The 21272-nt window shown below is 37.4% G+C and carries 20 protein-coding genes and 1 tRNA gene; 9 read left to right on the forward strand and 12 right to left on the reverse strand.

The window, feature by feature from the left end:
* Positions 1–4: 4 nt before the first annotated feature.
* The 3 genes from AC6H0V_RS03065 to AC6H0V_RS03075 are packed head-to-tail and all read right to left on the reverse strand — an operon-like array spanning position 5 to position 2168.
* On the reverse strand, positions 5–910 hold the full coding sequence (locus tag AC6H0V_RS03065) for a sterol desaturase family protein (RefSeq protein WP_497562239.1): 906 nt from the start codon (positions 908–910) through the stop codon (positions 5–7).
* Positions 910–1962, reverse strand: coding sequence for a 3-dehydroquinate synthase (gene aroB, locus AC6H0V_RS03070; protein WP_497562240.1), 1053 nt, complete (start codon positions 1960–1962; stop codon positions 910–912). The genes AC6H0V_RS03065 and aroB overlap by 1 nt, the downstream gene beginning before the upstream one ends.
* Positions 1962–2168, reverse strand: coding sequence for an RNA-binding S4 domain-containing protein (locus AC6H0V_RS03075; RefSeq protein WP_497562241.1), 207 nt, complete (start codon positions 2166–2168; stop codon positions 1962–1964). Before AC6H0V_RS03075 ends, aroB begins: the two co-directional genes overlap by 1 nt.
* Positions 2169–2263: 95 nt before the next feature.
* Between AC6H0V_RS03075 and AC6H0V_RS03080 the strand changes: the two genes are divergently transcribed.
* The gene (locus tag AC6H0V_RS03080; protein WP_497562242.1) at positions 2264–3448 is read left to right on the forward strand and encodes a proline dehydrogenase family protein; all 1185 of its coding nucleotides are present in this window, start codon (positions 2264–2266) and stop codon (positions 3446–3448) included.
* 134 nt (positions 3449–3582) lie between these two features.
* Here the strand turns inward: AC6H0V_RS03080 and AC6H0V_RS03085 are convergent, their stop codons facing one another.
* Positions 3583–3900, reverse strand: coding sequence for an Mpo1-like protein (locus AC6H0V_RS03085; RefSeq protein ID WP_497562243.1), 318 nt, complete (start codon positions 3898–3900; stop codon positions 3583–3585).
* A gap of 56 nt (positions 3901–3956) precedes the next feature.
* Between AC6H0V_RS03085 and AC6H0V_RS03090 the strand changes: the two genes are divergently transcribed.
* Positions 3957–5216: a carboxypeptidase-like regulatory domain-containing protein gene (locus AC6H0V_RS03090; protein WP_497562244.1), complete on the forward strand. Its 1260-nt coding sequence runs from the start codon at positions 3957–3959 to the stop codon at positions 5214–5216.
* Here the strand turns inward: AC6H0V_RS03090 and AC6H0V_RS03095 are convergent.
* The 3 genes from AC6H0V_RS03095 to AC6H0V_RS03105 all read right to left on the reverse strand — a co-directional run bounded on the left by AC6H0V_RS03095 (position 5204) and on the right by AC6H0V_RS03105 (position 6519).
* Positions 5204–5836, reverse strand: coding sequence for an HAD family hydrolase (locus AC6H0V_RS03095; RefSeq protein ID WP_497562245.1), 633 nt, complete (start codon positions 5834–5836; stop codon positions 5204–5206). The two genes, AC6H0V_RS03090 and AC6H0V_RS03095, sit on opposite strands and share 13 nt — an antisense overlap.
* A gap of 99 nt (positions 5837–5935) precedes the next feature.
* Positions 5936–6181 carry a DUF2630 family protein gene (locus AC6H0V_RS03100; protein WP_497562246.1) on the reverse strand — a complete coding sequence of 82 codons (246 nt, stop codon included), beginning with the start codon at positions 6179–6181 and terminating at the stop codon, positions 5936–5938.
* Between the two features lie 44 nt (positions 6182–6225).
* Entirely contained in the window at positions 6226–6519 is a 294-nt protein-coding gene (locus AC6H0V_RS03105; protein ID WP_497562247.1) for a hypothetical protein, read from the reverse strand.
* A gap of 377 nt (positions 6520–6896) precedes the next feature.
* Here AC6H0V_RS03105 and AC6H0V_RS03110 point away from each other — a divergent pair.
* Positions 6897–6970, forward strand: a tRNA-Ile gene (locus tag AC6H0V_RS03110).
* 927 nt (positions 6971–7897) lie between these two features.
* Here the strand turns inward: AC6H0V_RS03110 and AC6H0V_RS03115 are convergent.
* Complete coding sequence (locus AC6H0V_RS03115; protein WP_497562248.1) at positions 7898–8374, reverse strand: hypothetical protein; 477 nt, start codon at positions 8372–8374, stop codon at positions 7898–7900.
* 1173 nt (positions 8375–9547) lie between these two features.
* Between AC6H0V_RS03115 and AC6H0V_RS03120 the strand changes: the two genes are divergently transcribed.
* From AC6H0V_RS03120 to AC6H0V_RS03130, 3 genes are all read left to right on the forward strand, one after another.
* Positions 9548–9805, forward strand: a complete 258-nt coding sequence (locus AC6H0V_RS03120; RefSeq protein WP_497562249.1) for a hypothetical protein — start codon at positions 9548–9550, stop codon at positions 9803–9805.
* Positions 9806–9918: 113 nt separating this feature from the next.
* Entirely contained in the window at positions 9919–10689 is a 771-nt protein-coding gene (locus AC6H0V_RS03125; RefSeq protein ID WP_497562250.1) for a 3-keto-disaccharide hydrolase, read from the forward strand.
* A 119-nt stretch (positions 10690–10808) separates the two neighbouring features.
* A complete protein-coding gene (locus tag AC6H0V_RS03130) occupies positions 10809–11765 on the forward strand; it encodes a ligand-gated ion channel (protein WP_497562251.1) in 957 nt (318 codons plus the stop codon).
* A 333-nt stretch (positions 11766–12098) separates the two neighbouring features.
* Here the strand turns inward: AC6H0V_RS03130 and AC6H0V_RS03135 are convergent, their stop codons facing one another.
* Positions 12099–12335 carry a hypothetical protein gene (locus tag AC6H0V_RS03135; protein WP_497562252.1) on the reverse strand — a complete coding sequence of 79 codons (237 nt, stop codon included), beginning with the start codon at positions 12333–12335 and terminating at the stop codon, positions 12099–12101.
* A 306-nt stretch (positions 12336–12641) separates the two neighbouring features.
* Between AC6H0V_RS03135 and AC6H0V_RS03140 the strand changes: the two genes are divergently transcribed.
* A complete protein-coding gene (locus tag AC6H0V_RS03140) occupies positions 12642–13373 on the forward strand; it encodes a LytR/AlgR family response regulator transcription factor (RefSeq protein WP_497562253.1) in 732 nt (243 codons plus the stop codon).
* A gap of 15 nt (positions 13374–13388) precedes the next feature.
* Here AC6H0V_RS03140 and AC6H0V_RS03145 read toward each other — a convergent pair whose 3' ends face one another.
* On the reverse strand, positions 13389–13541 hold the full coding sequence (locus AC6H0V_RS03145; RefSeq protein ID WP_497562254.1) for a hypothetical protein: 153 nt from the start codon (positions 13539–13541) through the stop codon (positions 13389–13391).
* Between the two features lie 92 nt (positions 13542–13633).
* Here AC6H0V_RS03145 and AC6H0V_RS03150 point away from each other — a divergent pair, with 92 nt between their 5' ends.
* Positions 13634–14716 carry a sensor histidine kinase gene (locus AC6H0V_RS03150; protein ID WP_497562255.1) on the forward strand — a complete coding sequence of 361 codons (1083 nt, stop codon included), beginning with the start codon at positions 13634–13636 and terminating at the stop codon, positions 14714–14716.
* Here the strand turns inward: AC6H0V_RS03150 and AC6H0V_RS03155 are convergent.
* Positions 14697–17507, reverse strand: coding sequence for a lantibiotic dehydratase (locus AC6H0V_RS03155; RefSeq protein WP_497562256.1), 2811 nt, complete (start codon positions 17505–17507; stop codon positions 14697–14699). The two genes, AC6H0V_RS03150 and AC6H0V_RS03155, sit on opposite strands and share 20 nt — an antisense overlap.
* Before the next feature lie 217 nt (positions 17508–17724).
* Here AC6H0V_RS03155 and AC6H0V_RS03160 point away from each other — a divergent pair, with 217 nt between their 5' ends.
* Positions 17725–20079, forward strand: a complete 2355-nt coding sequence (locus AC6H0V_RS03160; protein ID WP_497562257.1) for an ATP-binding protein — start codon at positions 17725–17727, stop codon at positions 20077–20079.
* A gap of 49 nt (positions 20080–20128) precedes the next feature.
* On the opposite strand, the gene AC6H0V_RS03165 is transcribed toward AC6H0V_RS03160, so the two are convergent.
* Positions 20129–21145 carry a LacI family DNA-binding transcriptional regulator gene (locus tag AC6H0V_RS03165; protein ID WP_497562258.1) on the reverse strand — a complete coding sequence of 339 codons (1017 nt, stop codon included), beginning with the start codon at positions 21143–21145 and terminating at the stop codon, positions 20129–20131.
* Between the last annotated feature and the right edge of the window lie 127 nt (positions 21146–21272).

The raw sequence follows: 21272 nt of genomic DNA on the forward strand, positions 1-21272 counted from the left end.
ACGACTACAGACTACCGACTTTGGACTCTTCTTTCTTCAGCTCCTGTTGCATAACTTTAGCAATCTTGGTACTACCATCATGGCTCCATCCAGGTGGGTTTAAGATATAGCTAACCTTATCTTTAAAACTAGGGGCTTTTTTTATATCATTTTTCAACGCAATAAATTCATGGAAAATGATATTTACCGGTCCGGTATCTTTTGGAGGCGTAGTTAAGCCATATTTGATGGCATCTTCAGGCAATTCTTCTTGAAAGGTGCCAAACCATCTATCCCACAGAATTAACACCATACCCATATTTTTATCCAAATAGCGCACATTACTAGCGTGATGAACGCGGTGATGTGATGGGGTAACAAAGACATATTCAAACCATGGATGCAATTTTCCAACAGTTCTGGTATGCACTAAATTGCCATAGATTTGGGTAACTAGATACGCGAAAAGAATATCAAGTGCCGTAAAACCCATAAAGGCCAAAGGCAAATAGAAAAATACGCGGTACAAAGGCTCAAAAACGGTAGACCTAAAACCAGTAGTGAGGTTAAAATGTTCAGACGAATGGTGGGTTACATGCATGGCCCAAAAGAATCGAACATAATGGCCGATAGTATGTAAAAACCAATATAAAAAATCCTGGGTAAGGATAAGTACTGCCCAATACAACCAAAAATTAGAAATTTGAAAAAGCCTGAACTGATAACAATAATCGAGTAGTTCGAAGGTTGCGTATTTCATGCCAAGATTAATTACAATAGCAGCAACCATTAAATAAACGTTGGTCCAAGTATCACGTTTAGTGTATAACTTACGATCGTGACGATAGCTGAAATACATTTCAACAAAAGTAAGCACGATTACAAAGCCAAATAATGCCCCAACAGAAATATCACCCCCAGTAAACTTCATTATAGATTATTGTAATAAATCAAACTGTCCAAAATGTCATTGGTAGTTACTCTACAGTTAAAAGTACAACTTCCAATCTTTTCTAATAAAGAGAACATAAGCTGTCCATCTTCATTCTTCTTATCGCTCTGCATTAAATTAATTAACTTATCGAAGCTTTTTTCTTTTATCGTGTATTTCGGATATAGACTTGTGATATACGTGGTAATATCCGTTAATTCTTCCTTACTTAAATTACAGTATTTTTCGGATAAAAAAGCTTCGCAAACCATTCCAATGGCAATTGCCTCTCCATGGGTTAATGGTTTTTTCGAATTGGTTAACGCGTAGCTTTCAACCGCATGACCAATGGTATGTCCAAAATTTAGGATTTTACGTAAACCTTTTTCAAGCGGATCCTGGGTTACCACCTCATTTTTGATTTCGATCGAACGGTAAATTTTTTCGGGCTCAAATCCAAAATCATCCTTTAAATAATTGTAATACTCCTTATCAGCTATTAGTCCATGTTTTATCATTTCGGCAAAGCCGGATAGCAGCTCTCTTTTTGGTAAGGTACTTAAAAAAGAATTTTCGATAAATACCGCTTGTGGCATACTAAAAGTACCTACCATATTCTTCACATTATCAATATCTATTCCAGTTTTTCCTCCTACAGAGGCATCAACCTGCGAAAGTAGGGTGGTTGGTATGTTGATAAAATCTATCCCTCTTTTATAAGTTGAAGCTACAAAACCGCCCATATCAGTAATTACACCACCACCTAGATTGATCATTAAACACTTACGGTCTGCACCAAAATCCAATAATGTTTTCCAGATCCCAATACAAAAATCAATGTTCTTATTCTCTTCTCCAGGATCGGTTTCTATGATATCAAAATCGTCTAAATCGTTTAAGAATGCACGGAAAACAGGAAGGCATAGTTCGGCTGTATTGGTATCGGCAAAAACAAATACCTTGCTGTATTTTTGTTGGTCGAGTAGGGTTTGAAGTGGTTTTAAGCCCGTTTCAAAATAGATAGAATGCTGAGCGCTCTTGATGGGTTCCATTAAATTACCTCAATTATTTTGCCCATAAAATCAACTTTATCGCCAATTCGTACCTTTAGACGCTTGCGAAAATCTACAGCGCCATTGTATTTAACCAAGCCCTCTTCTACAACGGCTTGGGCCTCGCCACCACTTTGAACCAAAGATGTAGCCTTGAGCAATGCAATTAGCGGTATAAATTCGCCTTCGAGTTTGAATTTTATCATTATGGTGCAAATTTACAATTATTTATAAAGTGTTTTACCCTAACAACCGTTGTAATTTATATTTTTGCACTTATCTGACTAACCAAATCGGCAAAATGGAAATATCGCCCAGAAAAAAAATCAATTTTGACAATACTGAAATCGCTTTTCGCAATAAATCTAACACCGAACTCACCAAAGCTTACTGGTTATTTAAAATTATTAGCAGCAACTTTTTAACTAAGGTTGGTCCAGCAATTACCAATTTCTTTCTTAACATCGGTTTCCCAATAAAGGGCGCCATAAAGGCTACAATTTTCCAGCAATTTTGTGGAGGCGAAACTATAGAAGAATGCGAGCATACTATAGAACAGTTGCATTTAGGTAAAGTAGGAACCATCTTAGACTATTCTGTGGAGGGAGAGGATGAAGAAGAGGTTTTTGATTTTACTTGCGAAGAAATTATACGAACAATTAATCGCGCTGATGGAGATCCACGGATTCCAATTACTGTATTCAAGATTACTGGCATCGGGCAATTTTCGTTATTAGAAAAATTGGATGCCAAACAAGAACTCACATCCAGCGAAGCTGAAGCCTACGAACGTGTTAAAGCCCGCTGCGAAAGGATTTGTCGTACTGCATTTGATAAACAGGTACCCATAATGATTGATGCCGAAGAAACCTGGATCCAGCATACCATTGATGAATTGGCACTAGCCATGATGACGATGTTTAACAAAGAGAAACTCATTGTTTATAATACCTATCAACTTTACCGCCATGATAAATTGGCCGATCTTAAAGCAGATTACCAGATCGCTAAAGAAACCGGTTTTATCTTGGGGGCTAAAATCGTACGTGGTGCGTATATGGAAAAAGAGCGTAAGAGAGCGCTAGAAATGGGCTATCCTTCGCCAATACAACCTGATAAAGCGAGCACAGATAAGGATTACGACGAAGCATTGCGGTTCTGTGTAAAACATATTGATCAGATTGGTTTTGTATGCGGTACACACAACGAAGAAAGCAGCAAATTGCTCACCGAGTTGATGGACGAAAATAATATCCCACATGAACACCCACACGCTTATTTTGCGCAGTTGGTTGGTATGAGTGATAACTTGAGCTTTAATTTATCCGACGCGGGATATAATGTAGCCAAATATGTGCCATACGGGCCAATTAAAGCGGTTATGCCGTATTTGTTCAGACGTGCTCAGGAAAATACCTCTGTAGCTGGCCAAACTGGTAGAGAGTTAGGACTGATTGCTAGGGAGAAGACGAGGAGGAAGTTGTGAGTTGGGAGTCCAGAAGTCCGAATCCCGATAGCTATCGGGACAGAAAGTCCGAATAACTTAGCCTGTCAAGTTACCAAAAATCGGTGTAATCTTATAAAATCTCTGTAATCATCCGCGAAGCGTAATCTATGTAATCACTTTACCCTGAAAGGTTGTTTACCACTCAATAAATCCCAAAAGAGGATAAAATCACTTGCTAAACTGTATCCGGGGTACTGAAAGGTTGCCGGCTTATTTTTTTCAAAAAAGAAATGTCCAACCCAGGCAAAGCCATACCCGATAAAAGGAATGGCAACCAAAAAACGCCAATCGTGAAAAAGAATTGCAGCAATCAAGGCCAAAATAAGTAGGGCGGTACCTGTGAAATGCAAAACCCTGCTGGTTAGGTTTTGATGTTCAGACAGATAAAAAGGGTAAAATTCTCTAAGAGACGTGAATCTTTTTTCGCTCATAATCTTTATATTTAGCACATAAAAATAACGAAATACTTACACACCATCAATTTTGCATGAAAATAAGACTACTCTTTTTTTTTCTTTTTGCCACGCTTAGCTGTATCGCTCAAACTAAAATAAAAGGAAGGGTTGTTGATCAAAAAACCAATCAGGGGATCCAAGGGGCATCAGTTTATTTAAATAACAGTAGTTGCGGTACCGAAACAGATCAGGATGGGAATTTTACCTTGGCCTGCACAACTGTTGGAAAAGCAGAACTTGTTTTCTCGCACATCCTTTATGAAAAAAAAGTTCAAGTAGTAGAATCCGGCAAGGGAGATTCGCTTGTGGTTGCTCTTAAAGCTCAAGATAATACCCTGAATGAGGTAGTTATCAAAAGCAGAAAATATAGTTTAGTTGATGTAACCAAATGGATCGACCTGTTTACCACCAATTTAATTGGTAGATATGAGCACTCAACTACCCAATGTAAGCTAAAAAACCCTGAAGTCCTGTATTTTGACTATGATAAGTCTAACAATCAGGTTTCTGTTTATGCTAGAGGTCCGCTAGTAATTGAGAACGAGTTTTTGGCCTATACAATCAGGTTAGACTTAGATAAGTTTGACTATAACTTTAATTCGAACGAAGTTACGTATACCTATTCCTGTTTATATGAAAATAAAAAACAAAGTAAACTTTCGGAAAGCCAGATTCAGAAAAACAGGAAACTAGCGTATGAAGGCTCAGCAATGCACTTCATGCGTTCGGTATTTAGGAATAATCTAGAAAGCGAATTTTTTAGTGTTTATAAATATACCGCTATTCGAAACAAAGAACAGGTGCGGGTAAGTGCGATCATTAATAAAAGAATAGCTGAAGCTTACGCTAAAGAAAATAGGCCAGGTACCTCTCTTATTCGTTTTTTTTCTTTAGATACCGTAAAATACTATCAAATGGTAATGCGGCAAAATCCAATTATAAGTTTTAAAACCACGCCAATAAACATTAGAAAGCTTTTTACAAAAGATAAGGCTACGAGAACCGTAAATCTAAATTTTACGGATACGTTATTGGTAAGTTACGACAAGACCAGACTGAATGAGGAAAAAACGGTCGCAGCCTTGATAGGAAAAAATAAGGATAACCCCAAAGTGCCTAAACCCGTATATTTATCATCTTACCTCTATTTTTTTAAGGAAGGTGGAATCAACATCCAACTAAATGGATATTATTCAGAATCCAGTCTTTTCATGTATGGCGATATGGCCGAAAGACGAATAGGAATGTCGCTACCTCTTGATTTTGATGACGACCACCCTTACAATAAATGATGCTGATCTAAGAAGTCTCTCAACTTTTCAGGATGAACATCCATCAATAGGGTTTTTAAACCTGCTTTTTTTGCTCCTTCAATATGTTGTGGACTGTCATCGATAAAAAGTGTTTCGCTAGGATTAAGATTATTTTCTTTAATCACTTGCTCAAAGATGTTGAGATTTGGTTTGCGTAGTTGCATCAAATGAGAAAAATAAGCTTTTTCAAACAAGTGATCATAATTGCTTATGCCATAACCAGTGTGAATATGATCAATGATCCAATCGTAATGTATTTCGTTATTGTTGCTGAGCAAAAAGGTGCGGTACTTTTGCTTAACTTCAAGTAAAACTTCATGATTGTTAGCAGAAACACCAATTAGCAAACTGTTCCATGCATCATCTATCTCTTGGTCTGTTAAGGATGGATTGTTCGCGGCAGTTCTAATGCCAGCTCTGAAATCAGCTGCGCTGATGCCACCAACCTCGAAATTATCGAACAATGAATTATGATTTTTATGGGCGAAAAATGCTTCAATATTTTTGATTCCAAGTTTTGACAGCGCTTCTTGGGTTTTTTTGAAATTGATTTCGAAAATTACATTCCCATAATCGAATATGATGTTTTTTATCTCCATTGGCGCAAAGATACAGAAAGAGCGTGAAATTAGGTTGATGGTTCCTGGATCATGGCTGATGATTCATGCCCCATAATTGCTCTTGTTTACATAAATGATTTACTCTTTGTAATTCTCGATTGTTTCACTAGAACGCATTTTTGCCCTTTCTGGATCCTCACCTGCATCGCGAAATGCTCTACGTTGACGCAGCAGATCCCAATATTGATCTAATTGCGACTTTACGGCATGCATTTCTGCCACGTCTTGATCCGTAAGATCTGTCTTACCATATAAATGCTCTTCTTTTTCGGTGAGTTCTTTGATATGCATCAAAACTGACTGATCTGGCGTATTCTTTTCCATGAGTTGGTGATTTTATTTGTAGAATAATGAGATATGAAGTTGAATTAACTGCATCTCTCCGTTAAAAAGTCGCTAAGATGTTGTTCCAATAGCTCTGTATTGTACTCAGTGCTGTCGCCGTTTTTGGTTAATTCAATTTCATTATCATTTATGGTGATCGTAAAGATTGTTCCTTCCGCTATTTCCGGGAAAGAAACATTAATCACATCGTATACATGCGCATAATTGATGCTAAGACTTGAGTCAAGTCTGGTATTGATCACATCAGTAAATTCCTTCTTTAACAGGTCGAAAAGTTGCTCAGCACTTAAGGGCTGTACGTTTTTGAAAGTTGTCATATTTGATTTGGTGTAAGTAGGGTAAGGCACTTGGCCGATATATCATCCGCCCGAAATAGATTGAAATTATTCGGGCCCGACAGTAGAAAGGAATTACCATTTTATAACAATATTCAAGCCACGTTTTAAATCTGGAGCAAACAGGGGGTTTAATCTCGTAGATATGGGACGTGAAATAAAATCTTTAAAACATTGGGTTTGAAGTGGATTTGGAACATCTTTAAACATTTGTGTTGATTGGACACGTCGCATCACCACTAACTATGGTCCATGACCTATCTGTTATTATTAACAATTATTTATTTTTCCTTTAGAATTACTTCCAAAATTGATTGCAAATATGTAACATTGCACTCGCAAAACTCAAAAGGTTTTCGGCGCCTATAGCTCAGTTGGTTAGAGTAGAAGACTCATAATCTTTTGGTCCCTGGTTCGAGCCCAGGTGGGCGCACTAGCTTCAGATTTCTATCTGAGGCTTTTTTTATGTTTAAATGTTGCTTCAGTGGTTGTTTAAAAGTCTTTTTAGACCTTCCTCGAGCAATCGCTCATTGTTTATAAATATAAACGAGTTTTGTTCTACTAGGTTATTTTGTTTTGATTATGCAGGCTACCACGATACGCAGGTGAGCAAATTGCAAGCAAGGCCCACCTTTTAAAAGGTACAGCGTGGATGAAGTAAAGGTGCAGAGAATTGCGTATGAGGCATGAATTTGTTTGCCACAAACTAAATGACAGATCCGAAGCAAGTGCCAAGAGTATGCACAATTTTATTTGAAGGGGTGTAATATAAAAGCATCGGCAATAAAATGTGCGGAGCATCTGGCATAGCAGTTTGTAAAACTTAAGAATACCGAATACCGATTTTTCTGTCGACTAGCTTTTGATAATACCACAACCTAAACCCAAGCACAAATGCTCGGCACTCACTTTAAGAATAGCGGAGAACAAATTCCACCTTATAAATAAATGACCGATAAAGCCATTCGCGCTCTTAAGCCACCCTTTTTAGTGAATGGGTTTTAAAGGGATTGGATTCTATATGTTGCAGAAGCAGGTTAGCGTTCGATTCCGAAAACAAAGTGTAATCATGCTTCCATGGTATTAGGCAACAAAACTATAACCATTTGGAGTAATTAGGAAGAAATGAATAGACTTCAGGCTTTGGAAGACTGATGTGAGGAAGCTTTGGAGTTAAACGTCGACAGTATAAACAATTGGGAAAACGGTCATAGTAGGATCTTATCCATCTCTATCAGCGTTCATTTCATTTTTGGCATATATGTCATCTCTATAGACAAGGAGGTGGAAAGAGGTAGTAAAATAAAGCCACCCTAGCGGTGGCTTTACTATTATTGCAGAAATATAATCCAAGAAGAAATCAATAGGACAGTGAAAGCTTGGAATTATCTCTTTTGATATAGATTTTCCCGCATGCGGTTTCCTTAGAAATCTTTTGGCTAGCCTTGTCTGGCCCTACGAGGTCGTTAAAATCTAGGGGGTCACGGGGTACAAAAGCATATCTTACGATATTGTCGCCTTGGATGAACAATAGTACGCATCTCCCCTCATCCAATGTCAATTCGGGGAACATTTTTTCTATAGCTTTAGGATTGGCCACGTTTTGTTTTCTTACCGTCTCCGCGCTGCTGTAGGGCGGTAGAATGATGATGCTATCCCATTTGAAGGGTATTTCATTGCAAAATTGGAGCTTGACCGCCTCCGATGACTTGCTTGCCAATAGAACCTTCGCTTTTAAAATGGGATTTACGTCGTATTCATTGACCGCTTGTTCTTTGGTGCAACCTATTTGCGCTACAAAAAAAAGCATAAGCAATAATTTTCCAGTGTTCCTCATGGCTTTATTGATTTGTTGGTGTTTCTATGGGATTTTCGTTTTCAAATGATTTGTCCTTCTTGCAAGAAAGGGAAAACAGTGTTACAAAGGATATCAATAGAAACATCCTTGAGAGGTTGATTTTGTTCATAATAGGGATTTGTTTTAGGTTAAAATATTTAGTTCATGTTTTTCATATAGGGTCTGTCTAAATCGATGCTCGGATAGTATTCATTATTATGAAACTAAATTAATAAATTTATATTTCCAAGTATCTAAGACTTAGGGCATGTCACTAACGTTTGGTAAGGCGATAGCGTCATTATTATAATCGCAATATCTTATATTTTTATCCTTAAATTAAGGGTATTTTTACCTTTTTTGTAGTGAAAATTATCTATTCATGATCCATGCCCATTAGTCAATTACAGCTAAAAGATTGAGGTAAACTTTTTCATACGTCCTATCTTCTTTACGCATTTAAACACCCTTGTAATTAGCTTGTACCGCACAGCATAAACTATCATCTTATGATAGTCAAATGACGTTGCGCGCATATGGAATGTAAGTGACAATGTAACTTGCGTGTGAATTGCGTAGGCATTTTAAGCAAGCGAGTACGCCACTTAGGGAGGTTGAGTTGAACTTGATCATAGGGAGATGATTGTATTTAGGGAATATAATAACAAAATCGATATTCTCATAAAGTTTCTGAAATGATGTGTAAAACAATGTGCAAAATTGGAATGGATTGAAATTTAATTGGGGTTTATGCCAATTTTGTTTTGTTACTGCATTATTTACATCACCTATCCGTGGAGCCCTCGAGGAGACATTCAAATTTTAGAATTGAACGGGAAAAACATTAGCTCGAAAGGAGTCCATTTGGGACCAGACTGCAGCTGCTTAAGGCCCTTGCGATTGGTTTTCATCATAGATGAACGAAAAGCAATTTGGGAATGATCTGCACAGAAGGAAAGGCATGCTTTAGAATTACTGTTTACGCATGGCCCTAAATGATAAATTACTAAACATTCTATGATGATGGGTGTTGTTAAATTTAAACTCCTGCTAGATATCGGGATAACCAATTAACCAGTTAAACAATTAAACAGTTAACCAATTAACCAATTGACCAATTAACCAATTAACCACTTAACCACTTAACCAATTAACCACTTAACCTATAAAACCATGGCACCTATAGAAAACGAACCAAAAGGATGGAATGAAAACCAACAAAATCACGATACTGATTTGAGCGATCAAGAAAATAAAGAGGTAAAAACTCCAGAAATCGATAATTCGGGTAATGATTTATCAGGAAACGCTTCGGGCAATGTACTAGAAGAAGAAGCGGTAACTGATGAAGATGAAATTGCTACTGATAAGGGAAGCAAAGATCCTAAAGGATTTATGGGTGATTTTGCCAAGCCTCAGCATGATGAATAGCGTTTGGCGTTAAGCGTATCGCGTTTGGCGTTGGATTAAATAAATCTTCGAAAAATTTTAAATTTAAAACCTCATTCGTTTATCTTTAAAAACATTTCAAAAAAAACACCTAGATGAAACGTTATTTATTGTTGGCCTTAATAGCAGGCAGTCAGATTTTTGCTGCCTCAGCCCAAGAAAAAGCAAAACATGAAGACACAGAGTTTTATACACCTGTGCCTCCAATAGTTACACCAGGAGCAAATAATGCTGCTGCCCCATCTGATGCAATCATTTTATTTGATGGTAAAAATTTAGACCAATGGGTAAACGTTAAGGATAAAAGTCCGGCTACTTGGTTAGTTAAAAAAGGTATCCTCACCGTTGATAAAAGCGCTGGTAACATCGAGACCAAACAAGCATTTAACAATTATCAATTGCACATCGAATGGCTTATCCCTAAAAATATAACCGGTGAGGGACAATTAAGAGGTAATAGTGGACTTTTCTTGGCTTCCATAGGAGCGGGGGATCTGGGATATGAACTACAAATCTTGGATTCGTACGAAAACAAAACGTATACCAATGGTCAGGCTGCCAGTATTTACAAGGAAACCACACCTTTAGTAAACGCTAACCGTAAGCCAGGAGAGTGGCAAAGCTACGATGTAATCTGGACTGCTCCAGTATTTAACCAAGATGGAACACTAAAGAGCGCAGCAAGGGTAACGGTATTATTTAATGGTGTTCTGGTGCAAAATAACTTCGAATTAACCGGCCCAACACAATACATCGGCAAACCATCGTATGCCAAGGCGCATGGTGCTAGTCCTATAAAATTACAGGCACATGGTGATAAGAGCGAACCCATTAGTTTTCGAAATATATGGATAAGGGAGCTGTAGATTAGTTTTGAGTTGGGAGGTTTGAGTGGTCTGTTAACCCGTTTAACAATTAACCAGTTTAACAATTAACCATTTTCGCACTTAACAGTTCCCCAACATTGGCTATCTTTATAGAGATTATGAAAAAATTGCTGTTTTCGCTGTTGCTTATCTTTATAGGATCCATCACCTTTGCTCAAAAAAAAGGACCAGATACGGTGCGAAGTGGGGTTTATGTTACCAGTATCCACGATATTAATTTTAAGGATAAAGAGTACACGGTTAACTTTTGGCTTTGGCTTAAGTATAAAAATAAAGACTTTAATTTTGTAGATAATTTAGAGATTCCGCAGGCTAAAACGGTCGAAAAGTCTTTTTCTACTATAGATAGTAGCGGTAATGAAATGTATTTGCTGATGAAGTTACAATGTGTGATGAAAGATTCATGGGCAATTGATAATTTCCCGTTCGATCACCAAACATTGAGACTTTCGATAGAAAACTCTCAATATGATTCGAATGCACTGATTTTTGTGCCAGATTCATTAGGAAAGCAGTTCGACCCTCGTTTTACCTTACGGGGCTGGAAAATTGACAGCTTAAAAATGTCGGCTGGCGTTAAGGTTTACGAAACAGCTTTTGGGGATAACAGCATTCCAAAACCTCATACAGAATATAGCAATTTCAAGGTACGTATCGGTATCAGCAGGGATGCAATGGGGTTGTTCTGGAAAATGTTTTTGGGCATGTACGTAGCTTTCTTGATTGCCTATATGTGTTTTTACATTCATATAGACAGCATTGATTCACGATTTGGATTAAGCGTTGGAGCTCTTTTCGCCGTAATTGGAAACAAATATATTATTGATGGCTCACTGCCCGAATCTACTTCATTTACCCTTGTTGATACCTTACACGGGGTAACCTTGGTATTTATTTTGGTCGTAATTATTTCTACAGCCTACTCATTAACCTTGTTTAAGAAGGGTCAAATGGCGAGGGCTATTAAATTTGATCGGATTTTCGCCATAGTTAGTTTGCTAGTGTATATCCTACTGAACGCTTATTTTATTTGGCAAGCTACCATACAAGCATAAGCATAAAGCGACCAGCGTTTGGCGTAAAGCGGCTAGCGTTTAGCGATAGGCGATAAGCGTTTGGCGACCGCCAATAAAGCGTTTGGCCTTCCATCTTACCTCTTCCATTCTATCAAGTCTACTAAAAAACCCTGCTCATCAATTATTTCTTTGTCTTCACCTACTTTATTAAAATACTGTCAATTAACTACCTAAATTCATAGTGTAGAAGTAAGGCATTTATGCTCTCGCTAACAATTATACAAGCCATGCTTGATGAACACTAATTAGGGATGATTAAACAAGTTTGTCGGCATGGCTTTGTGTTTCTAATGGCCTTTAATCGCAGCAATCTTATTGCTCATCTATAAACCCTACAAATTCTTTTAAGGTATTGATGGTAAACTGCGAGAATTCATGCTTGATTTGCGCAAATCCAAAAATCCTTTTCAACGTTGTTTCAGAAATGTTTTTCTTAAGTTCTTTTTGGATCAGAATGGAAATAACAAGGCAATCGGAAGGATTGATGTGCTGTATGTTGAGTTTTACTAAAATTAAACGTTTCAATTCTTGTAGAAGTAACGTATTCATACAGCGTTATGGGTTGTTAGCGCCTTAAGAGCAAAGTTAAACACTTAAAAGAACAGTATATCACACTGATCTTAGTAGCTAAAATCTCCTTTCTCCAAGAAGCAGATATTCAATAAATTATAAAATTGCTGCTTTTGTAGCTAAACAGGTTCCGACCTTAAAATAGTCCTTTCCGTCCTTAAAATATACCTATTGGTATAAGAAATAGCATAAGTTGTTAAACTATTATAATCTTCAATTACTTTAACAAATTAGTTTGGAGAAATCCTCAATTTTGCACATATTTAAGGGTAATAGCAGATTAAAATGTATCGGTGTATAATAATTGATGATGAGCAACATGCAATAGAAGGGTTGAAAAGATACATGGAATCCACCCCTGAGCTAACATTAATTTTTAGTTATACTGATCCATTAGAAGCGCTAAAATCTATTAGGGCTTTAGAACCAGTTGATCTGATATTTTTAGATGTAGATATGCCTAAGATAAATGGTATTGAACTCTCTAGGGAAATCAGAAACAAAACCGATAAATTAGTTTTTACAACTGCGCACAGCAAGTATGCCTATGAAGCTTTTGACGCAAGTGCGGATGCCTATCTTTTGAAACCCTATTCTTTGGGCAAATTTGTGATCACCATTGATAAGCTGTTCCCACAAAAGGAGCAACCTAAAATAGGCGGCAAGGAAGACTTCTTTTTTGTGAAAAGTAAAGAAGAAGATTTAAAGATTGTGAAAATAAGCTATGCAGATATTGTTGCCATAGAGAGTAAGCAAAACTATATCCTTATCCACACACTTTCTAAGAATGTGCTAACCTATATTTCATTAACAGAAATTGCTAAGCTGTTGAAAGATGTGCCTGGGTTTTTTCAATTGCATCGCAGTTTTATCATTAGGCAAGATAAGATTGAAGCGGTTGATGGGAACCAGATTAAAATGGTAAATGGACTAAGAATTACGGTAGGAGAGGCTTATAGGAAGAAGTTCAACAGTTTTATAACTGAAAGATTAATAAGAGCGGGAAAAAGAAATTAATCCCGCCCCCATTACCTATCTAAGGTTTCGGTTGTTAATGCCCGTTGTTCCAGTAAGTACAGTTGAAATAGTAGTTGTTGGCTCAGTTTCAGATCTGCCTAAATTTGATTTTTCTTTTTTGTAAACAAACAAGGTGTTTTCCGTAATTTTTAATGCTTTGCGTTTCATAATTTTATGTTTTTTATGAAACTTAAGGCTGCATTTTTAGGAGTTATAGTAGCTTATACAGACAGGGTTATTTTCTATACACACAGGTATTTATGAAAGGAAAAGCATTAGGATGGCTGATTAAGAATAAAATCCACGTTTTGATCTGGATTTCGTATGTGATGTACGAATCTGTGATCATTGCCATCCTTTTCCATGTGTATGCCCACCCTTTGATTTACATCGTCCACAGTGTTATAATCATCGCCTATTTTTACGGGTATTCCGACTTACTTTTGCCATGGGCGCTCCGCAGTAAGAGGAATGCTTTTTGGCGGGTTCCCTTTATTATCATTGCCCAAATCATTCTATATATTGGTGCTCATCACTTAGCTAATTATTTATTAGCGTTTATTCGTGTAATCCCTTACGAAACCATTAAATTCAATACCAATTTTATCTTTAGGAATTTCTATCGTGCTATTTATTTTATGGCCTTTGCAACTGGCTATTATTTTCTTAAAAATTACCTTAATGAACGAAAGAAAACAGAAGAGTTAGAGCGGGAAAGACTGCACAATATTATTAATAGGCAAAAAATAGAACAAGAGCTATCCATTGCTCAAAATGCCTATTTGAAGGCCCAGATTAGCCCGCACTTTCTTTTTAACACCTTAGATTTTGTATATCACAATGTAAATATGCATTCGGAAGTTGCAGGCGAAACCATTATCCGTTTGGCCGAAATGATGCGCTTTGCAATAGACTCAGATCAAATGGAAGGCACCATAGAATTAATTGATGAGATAGGGCAGATAGACCATCTCCTGTTTTTAAATCAGGTTAGGCGAAACAATAAACTGTACATCGATTTCTCTTATTCCGAATCTGTAAAAAACCTTAAGATTATTCCCCTTGTGCTCCTCACTTTAACGGAAAATATTTTTAAACATGGCGATCTTACCCATTCCACCTCACCTGCTTTGATATCAATTAACGCTGATTTAGAAAAACTGTATATCAATACTACCAATCTGATCAACAGCGAGGAGACTACAATGAAAAGTAAATCTGGACTTTATAATATCGAAAAAAGATTGAAGTATGCCTATGGTGATCAGGCCAGTTTCCATTACGCTATTGATAGTCATCGATTTATAGTAAATATTAACATCGCTATAGCTGTTTTAAAATAGCCTTCTTTGTTTGCAGCATACGCAATAAATAATGGTAAATAATGGTTTCATACATCCGTTGGTCTATAGAAAAAAGCCTATTGATATGCATATGGATCAAATCGGCCAGTAATTTTTCTCGTTCTCCATGGTGATGCGAAGTCTGCATCATCTTTTCTAATAACCTTCGGTAACGATTTAAAAATACAACGGGGATATTAATAGGGTGGTTCTCGGCATCCTCTTTTAACGCATTGAAATTCGAATTGATCTTTTTAAAATGCCTCGGACCAATTACGGTTTCAGCGGCAAAACTTTCGGACATGTGTTTTACAAACAGAACTTGGTCTGCCAAACTGCTTAAGCTATGGTCCAGCCAATCCATCAAGAGCCGTAAGCAACTTAAGATTAAATGATTCTCTGATTTTGATTTTTTTAATAAATGGAGGATGAATTTGCTATCCACAAAGAAGAATTGTTCAACAAGATCAATCCGTTGTATGCCGTATCTGTCGGTTTCCCTAAAATAGGTTTTGATTTTATAGTCGATCAGGGTACCCGTATGCATTTCTGGCTCAATTATCGCCTTTAAGGCTTCCATTGCCATAAACACATATTCCTTATCTATAAGGTGCAAACGTAGTCTGATGTGATTGCTGGGTTCATTATATCGGATGAAAAACCATTTTTTTGTTTGTTTCTTATGGCTTTTTAAAAAGTAGGATACATTTTTAAGTAAGAGATGATTAGTTTTTGCTGGGTGGCAGTACAATTCGAAGTACAGCCAATCTCCTCCAGGAAGCTTAATTCTATCGTGTTTTTGTTGGGCTTTGGTTGGAGTGGCAATAGCTTGATACAATCGATCTTCGTGTTTATAGCTAGCGATATATTGGGGCAGATATATGCCTCCTTTCTCATCTTTGATGCCATCTGAATTCGAAATAAGAGCCTCGGTAATATAAATTTCTTCCTGCTGTTGCTTGCAAAAATTGATAAATGCCCAGATATCTTCAGCCTCATTGGGATCAAAACATAGGGTATGGTCGCTGTATCCAGCTTTATATCTAAAGTTGATGTTGTTTTTTTGCAGCCATTCTTTTAAAAGCGAGCACCCCTGCGTTATACCTATTTTATTGTCGGCATAAATACCTGATGGTACACGCCACATTGCCGGAGAAACAATTATTCCTTTATAGCTCAACCTCGGGTAATAGCTCAATTTTGGAAATAGTTCTTGAAGCTTAAACCCTAAATTGGTAGACAGTCCCTGACTTTGGATATCGCATAAAAAACGATAGGCCGCCAAATCAGATCTGGTATAATTATAAGCAGAAGGGATTCTGGGCACTATCCTCTTCCCCAGCCGTTTTGATTTTAAAATTACTTCGTCTCCCAAAACTGAAACCAAGATATCGTTAAAATCCAGTGGATGGGGTAAATCACTCCATGTTAAAATAGGGAGTTCATTTTGGTACAGTATTTTTCTTCTATTTACATTATCTACTCTTTTTTCTGCTTGGTAGGCAATATCAAAAAATACAACATCCTCATTAACCTTCATCTCAAAAGCGGCAACTTCCTTTCCAAAATCTTCCAGTTCTTGATTGCCCATTGTAAACCTGCCTATCAACGCATTTGCCGTACATCCACCAGCAAAGGCAAGTACGGGCTGAGATTGATAGAGATGAAAGATAATACTGAAGGTATTTGGAAGCTCTGCCTTAGGCTTTATAGCAGTTACAAATTCTTCTAACAAAATGGCTTGGCCCTCCACGATCTTATTTAATAAAAAAGCGTGAAATTCGCCATAGGCGATGGTGTCTTGATGAAGGACGGATTTTGCTTGTTTAATTTCGTTCACCAGTGGATTTGCGCCATGCTGCTGAGCGAGGTTCCCATATCCAACTCCAATTTCTGGATCCATTATTAAGGCTAGACTTACCTCTTGATGTTCAAATCGTTTTGCAAATGCACGCTTAAAATTCCTAAGATCTGCATTATCTGGGGTTCCTAAATGATGGTTTAAAAACATAAACCATTCTGGAACGTGCTTCAGTAAATCGCCATTAAAGGCTCCCCTTAAATGTTTGCGTTTAGCAATGATATAGTCGTTGGGTGTTTTGGGTGCATCAATCTTTAACCTTTCAAAATAATCGGTTCCTGTAATGTTCGGAAAATGTTCGGTAATTAACAATTGCATGTTAACCAATTGTACCAGCAGATCGCTAGTTTCAACCTCGTTCATATCAAATGACACCTCCATTAACTCGTAGATTACAAGGCATGGGATTTTGTGTTTACATTTGTGCAGAATTGCGCTGAGTTCAGGAATGGCGTTTACGGCAGCCAATTCATGAAAATTTTCATTTATCTTGATGTATCTAATTTCCTTTCCTACAAAATAAATAGAAGAGTTGCTCAATAGAAGAGTAGCACCTCCAAGGGCATGTTTTAGATTTTTAAGATGATGTTCCTTATGGCTCCAATCTATAAAATGATCAGTGATCATTTCTTTTTCAATCACTACTGGTTCTTTACTTTTGAAAGCGAGGGGTAGGGTAGTTATTGCCGCGAATGAACCAAATGGTGTTGATCTGTATTTTGCTCGATTGAAATATTTCCATAGGGTAAACCGCGTTTTCTCAGTTAATTGATCTAGCTCGCTCTGGTCTAAGGATGATATAAATTGGTAAAATGCTGGAGAAGATTCCTGGATTTTGACTTTAAGTTCTTCTAATACATCTGCCATTTTATCATTGAGGCAAAAAGCAGGCGTGCGGCAGATCACCTTATCAATTAGTTTAATTTTCATATATGAGGAAGATATTTGGTAAAATTGGACTAAACAAATATGCTTAGTTTAAACGGTACATTCTTAAACGAATAAATTTTTTTGAGGGAATTTATAATCCCAGCTAAATGTTCCTAATGATATTTTTATACGATGTGATTAGCAACCAAACATTTTTTTATCTTCGCGTGTAATAGCTAAATACCAAAATTAAAAGGTTTTTAGATTAAGCGAATCCATGAAACTGTATTGTTTTTTTTCAACTTTCTTGCTCATTTTTGCGTTTGGTTTTTCGAGCATAGCCAATAATGCTGATGTTCCTCAGGCAAAAAATGGGGTTCTTGATTTACGCAGCCAAAATTTTGAGGAGAATATCCCGCTCGGTGGAGAATGGATTTTCTACTGGAAACAACTCATTAATCCAAACGATACTATAATCCCAAAAGGTGAAACTGTAAATTTTCCCAGCATTTGGAACGATCTCACTATCAATGGCAAAAAATTATCTTCATTCGGCTATGCTTCTTATAGGCTAACCATCCTATTACCAAAAACAAAAAACACACTCAGGATTAGCATGCCGGATGTTTACTGTGCTTATCGCTTATTTTTAAATGGGAAGGAAGTAGTGTCGAATGGGAAAGTAAGTGATAACGCCAACGACTTTAGGCCGCACTGGCAATATAAGGCCTTCGACATCCCGGAAGGAACGGACACCGCTAAATTTGTACTACAAATTGCAAATTTTGTGCATAGTAAGGGAGGAATTAAGGAATCCATATTTATTGGGCAAAAAGAAAAAATAGAAAGCGATAGGCAACGGGCTGAGGCGATAGATCTGCTCTTAACGGGTTGTTTAATTATGGGAGGCCTGTTTTTTATCGGACTTTATCTTTTAGGGAGTCGCGATAAGGCTATTTTGTTATTCTCTCTATATTCTATCGTATATAGTTATCGCATCATGGGGATAAATAACTATGTACTCCATACTATCCTTCCCAATTTAAGTTGGGCGGTTACCGTGCGTTTAGAATACATCACTTTGTTTTTAGGTGTTGGTTTGTTCGGCCTATATACCTACTATTTATATCCAAAGGATGTGAATAAAATCGTTGTCAACGTATTCTGTTGCATCTGCTTAATCTTTAGCTTGGCTACTTTGGTGCTGCCGGTCTATTATTTCAGCCAACTGGTCAATCCATTTTTGGTAGTTACGGTATTTTGCATTGTATACACGCTTGCTATTTATGCAATAGCCTACCGGAGGTCCCGGCCGGGTTCAAGATTTGCATTAATGAGCACAGTTGCAATGATGTCAGTATTTGCCATTACTCTTCTCCATTACTGGACAATTATACCCCAGTTGCAGCTACTTAGTTTTTTCGGATACATTGGTTTTTTCTTTCTGCAATCGCTCATTTTATCGCATAGAGTATCTTTTCAGCTTAAAAAGGCGGGCGAACAGGCAGAGCAAGGGCTGATTGCTAAAAGCGAGTTTTTGAGCACCATGAGCCACGAAATTAGAACGCCACTGAACTCTGTAATTGGAATGAGCCACTTGCTCTTGAGAAACAATCCACGACCTGATCAGGCAGAGCAACTGGATATTATGTTGTTTTCGGCCAATAATCTGTTAGGTATTGTAAATGATATCCTAGATTTTAATAAGATTGAAGCCGGAAAAATAGATTTAGAGTTTACAGAAATTGATATCGTTGCCATCGTTAAAAATATCATTGCTGGACTGCAGAATTTTGCACAAGAAAAAAATATCGAGCTAAAATTTACTACTGAGGTGTCTCTCAAACATAAACTATTGGGCGATCCTACAAGAATTTTTCAGGTAATTACCAATTTGGTACACAATGCGGTTAAATTTACCAACGAAGGTAGTGTACAGGTGAGCATCACCGAAATGGCGCAAACTGATACCTATATCACATTAAAAGTACAGGTAAAGGACACGGGGATTGGGATATCTAAAAAAACCCAGGCCATTATTTTTGATCGTTTTACCCAAGCAGATTCATCTACCTCAAGAAGCTTCGGTGGTACCGGGCTCGGCTTGGCCATTTCAAAACGGATTTTAGAGATGCAAGGCTCAGAACTAAAAGTGATGAGCGAAGAAGGTAAAGGTTCTATATTCTATTTTATCCAAACCTTCTCTAAAACAAGCCTTAACCAAGACCAACCAAGTGATGCTAATAATTTTAAGGAAAATGAAAAACCTTTCGAAGGACTTTCTATTTTGTTGGTAGAAGACAATGTACTGAACGTAATGGTGGCCAAAACATTTTTACAAAAATGGGGCGCTCAGGTTGATGTGGCCCATAATGGCGAAGAAGCCTTACATAAATTAGATGTAATTAAGCACAAGCTTATCTTGATGGATTTACATATGCCGATTATGGATGGATACGAAGCATCGAAAAGGATAAGAGCCCAAGGCATAAGTATCCCCATTATTGCGTTAACGGCAAATGTCAAAAAAGATATAGAAGTTAGGGTAAATGAAGTAGGAATAAATGATGTGATCGTTAAACCTTTCCTACCGGATGACCTTTATCAGAAAGTGGCGCTTTTTACCAAGTAAATTGTTAATAGTTTACTGTATTCTCCACCCAACGCTTATCGCTCAGCGCTTAACTCTTCCTCACACACAAGTCAGTCTCCAATACTCTTTTTTCAAATTCTTCCTGGGGATATTTGGCCTCTATTAACTGTAAAAGCATTTGAGTTGCCAATTGTCCAATTTCAAAAGCTGGCTGGCGGACAGAAGTTAAAGAAGGGTTAAACAGATCAAGTACATCAGAATTGCTAAAGCCGGCGATGGCCATATCAGTAGGTACTTTGATTTTTAGGTTTTTAAATACACTCAAGCATCCCGTACTCAGCCTATCACCTGCTACAAATATAGCGTCCGGTTTTTGGGCTAAGGCCATTAATTCTTTAATGGCAGTCTCTGTTTCTTCGTATATCATCCCACCATGTGGGCAATGTTTAATATAGGCGGGCTCTAGCGTAAGGCCATGTGCCTTTAATGCCGCTTCATAGCCCGTTAAACGCTCTTTACTTATGGATAAATAGCTAGAACTGGTTAAATGTGCTATACGTTTGTATCCTGAATTAATTAGATAAGAAGTAGCTTCAAAAGCCCCTTTTTCGTTATTTGCGATTACTTTATGCGTATTGATTTCATCCGCCACGCGATCAAAGAAAACAATGGGTAGGCCTCTCTCGTGCAAGGAGCTGAGATGGCTGATATCTGTAGTTTGGGAAGATAGTGAAACCAGTAATCCATCCACAGATCTCGACGCCAAATGCTGTACGTTTACTACTTCCCTGTCGTACGATTCGTGGGTCTGTGAAATAATAACGTGATAACCTCTATCATACGCAATGGATTCGATGCCGTTAATGGCCTGGGAGAAGTAACTATTTGCTACTTCGCTAACTACCACACCAATAGATTTGCTTCGGCGCTCTTTTAAACTTAAAGCAATCGGATTTGGATGGTAGTTGATTTCTTTGGCATAGGCCAGAACAATTTTTTTTGTAGCTGCACTTATTTCGTGGGTATCCCGTAAAGCTCTAGAAACAGTTGAAGTAGAGAGCCCTAGGGCCTTTGCAATGTCTTTTATGGTTACGGGCTCGAACATCTTTCAGTGCAATAAATGGAAATTTTCCAAAAATAAAAATCAGTTTATAATGATACTATTTTTTTAGATGCCTAAAGATAACTTTTTTGATGGATTTTGGCAACGTTGTCGGGAACGATTGCACAAA

It is taken from the genome of Pedobacter sp. NO84 (assembly GCF_059703915.1).

Bases quoted from the DNA above. Each gene is read 5' to 3' on its own strand.
- AC6H0V_RS03075 (WP_497562241.1), bottom strand. From the start codon at position 2,168: ATGATAAAATTCAAACTCGAAGGCGAATTTATACCGCTAATTGCATTG.
- AC6H0V_RS03145 (WP_497562254.1), bottom strand. From the start codon at position 13,541: ATGAAACGCAAAGCATTAAAAATTACGGAAAACACCTTGTTTGTTTAC.
- AC6H0V_RS03150 (WP_497562255.1), top strand. From the start codon at position 13,634: ATGAAAGGAAAAGCATTAGGATGGCTGATTAAGAATAAAATCCACGTT.
- AC6H0V_RS03115 (WP_497562248.1), bottom strand. From the start codon at position 8,374: ATGAGGAACACTGGAAAATTATTGCTTATGCTTTTTTTTGTAGCGCAA.
- aroB (WP_497562240.1), bottom strand. From the start codon at position 1,962: ATGGAACCCATCAAGAGCGCTCAGCATTCTATCTATTTTGAAACGGGC.
- AC6H0V_RS03155 (WP_497562256.1), bottom strand. From the start codon at position 17,507: ATGAAAATTAAACTAATTGATAAGGTGATCTGCCGCACGCCTGCTTTT.
- AC6H0V_RS03105 (WP_497562247.1), bottom strand. From the start codon at position 6,519: ATGACAACTTTCAAAAACGTACAGCCCTTAAGTGCTGAGCAACTTTTC.
- AC6H0V_RS03065 (WP_497562239.1), bottom strand. From the start codon at position 910: ATGAAGTTTACTGGGGGTGATATTTCTGTTGGGGCATTATTTGGCTTT.
- AC6H0V_RS03095 (WP_497562245.1), bottom strand. From the start codon at position 5,836: ATGGAGATAAAAAACATCATATTCGATTATGGGAATGTAATTTTCGAA.
- AC6H0V_RS03125 (WP_497562250.1), top strand. From the start codon at position 9,919: ATGAAACGTTATTTATTGTTGGCCTTAATAGCAGGCAGTCAGATTTTT.
- AC6H0V_RS03165 (WP_497562258.1), bottom strand. From the start codon at position 21,145: ATGTTCGAGCCCGTAACCATAAAAGACATTGCAAAGGCCCTAGGGCTC.
- AC6H0V_RS03100 (WP_497562246.1), bottom strand. From the start codon at position 6,181: ATGGAAAAGAATACGCCAGATCAGTCAGTTTTGATGCATATCAAAGAA.
- AC6H0V_RS03090 (WP_497562244.1), top strand. From the start codon at position 3,957: ATGAAAATAAGACTACTCTTTTTTTTTCTTTTTGCCACGCTTAGCTGT.
- AC6H0V_RS03160 (WP_497562257.1), top strand. From the start codon at position 17,725: ATGAAACTGTATTGTTTTTTTTCAACTTTCTTGCTCATTTTTGCGTTT.
- AC6H0V_RS03135 (WP_497562252.1), bottom strand. From the start codon at position 12,335: ATGAATACGTTACTTCTACAAGAATTGAAACGTTTAATTTTAGTAAAA.
- AC6H0V_RS03120 (WP_497562249.1), top strand. From the start codon at position 9,548: ATGGCACCTATAGAAAACGAACCAAAAGGATGGAATGAAAACCAACAA.
- AC6H0V_RS03080 (WP_497562242.1), top strand. From the start codon at position 2,264: ATGGAAATATCGCCCAGAAAAAAAATCAATTTTGACAATACTGAAATC.
- AC6H0V_RS03085 (WP_497562243.1), bottom strand. From the start codon at position 3,900: ATGAGCGAAAAAAGATTCACGTCTCTTAGAGAATTTTACCCTTTTTAT.
- AC6H0V_RS03130 (WP_497562251.1), top strand. From the start codon at position 10,809: ATGAAAAAATTGCTGTTTTCGCTGTTGCTTATCTTTATAGGATCCATC.
- AC6H0V_RS03140 (WP_497562253.1), top strand. From the start codon at position 12,642: ATGTATCGGTGTATAATAATTGATGATGAGCAACATGCAATAGAAGGG.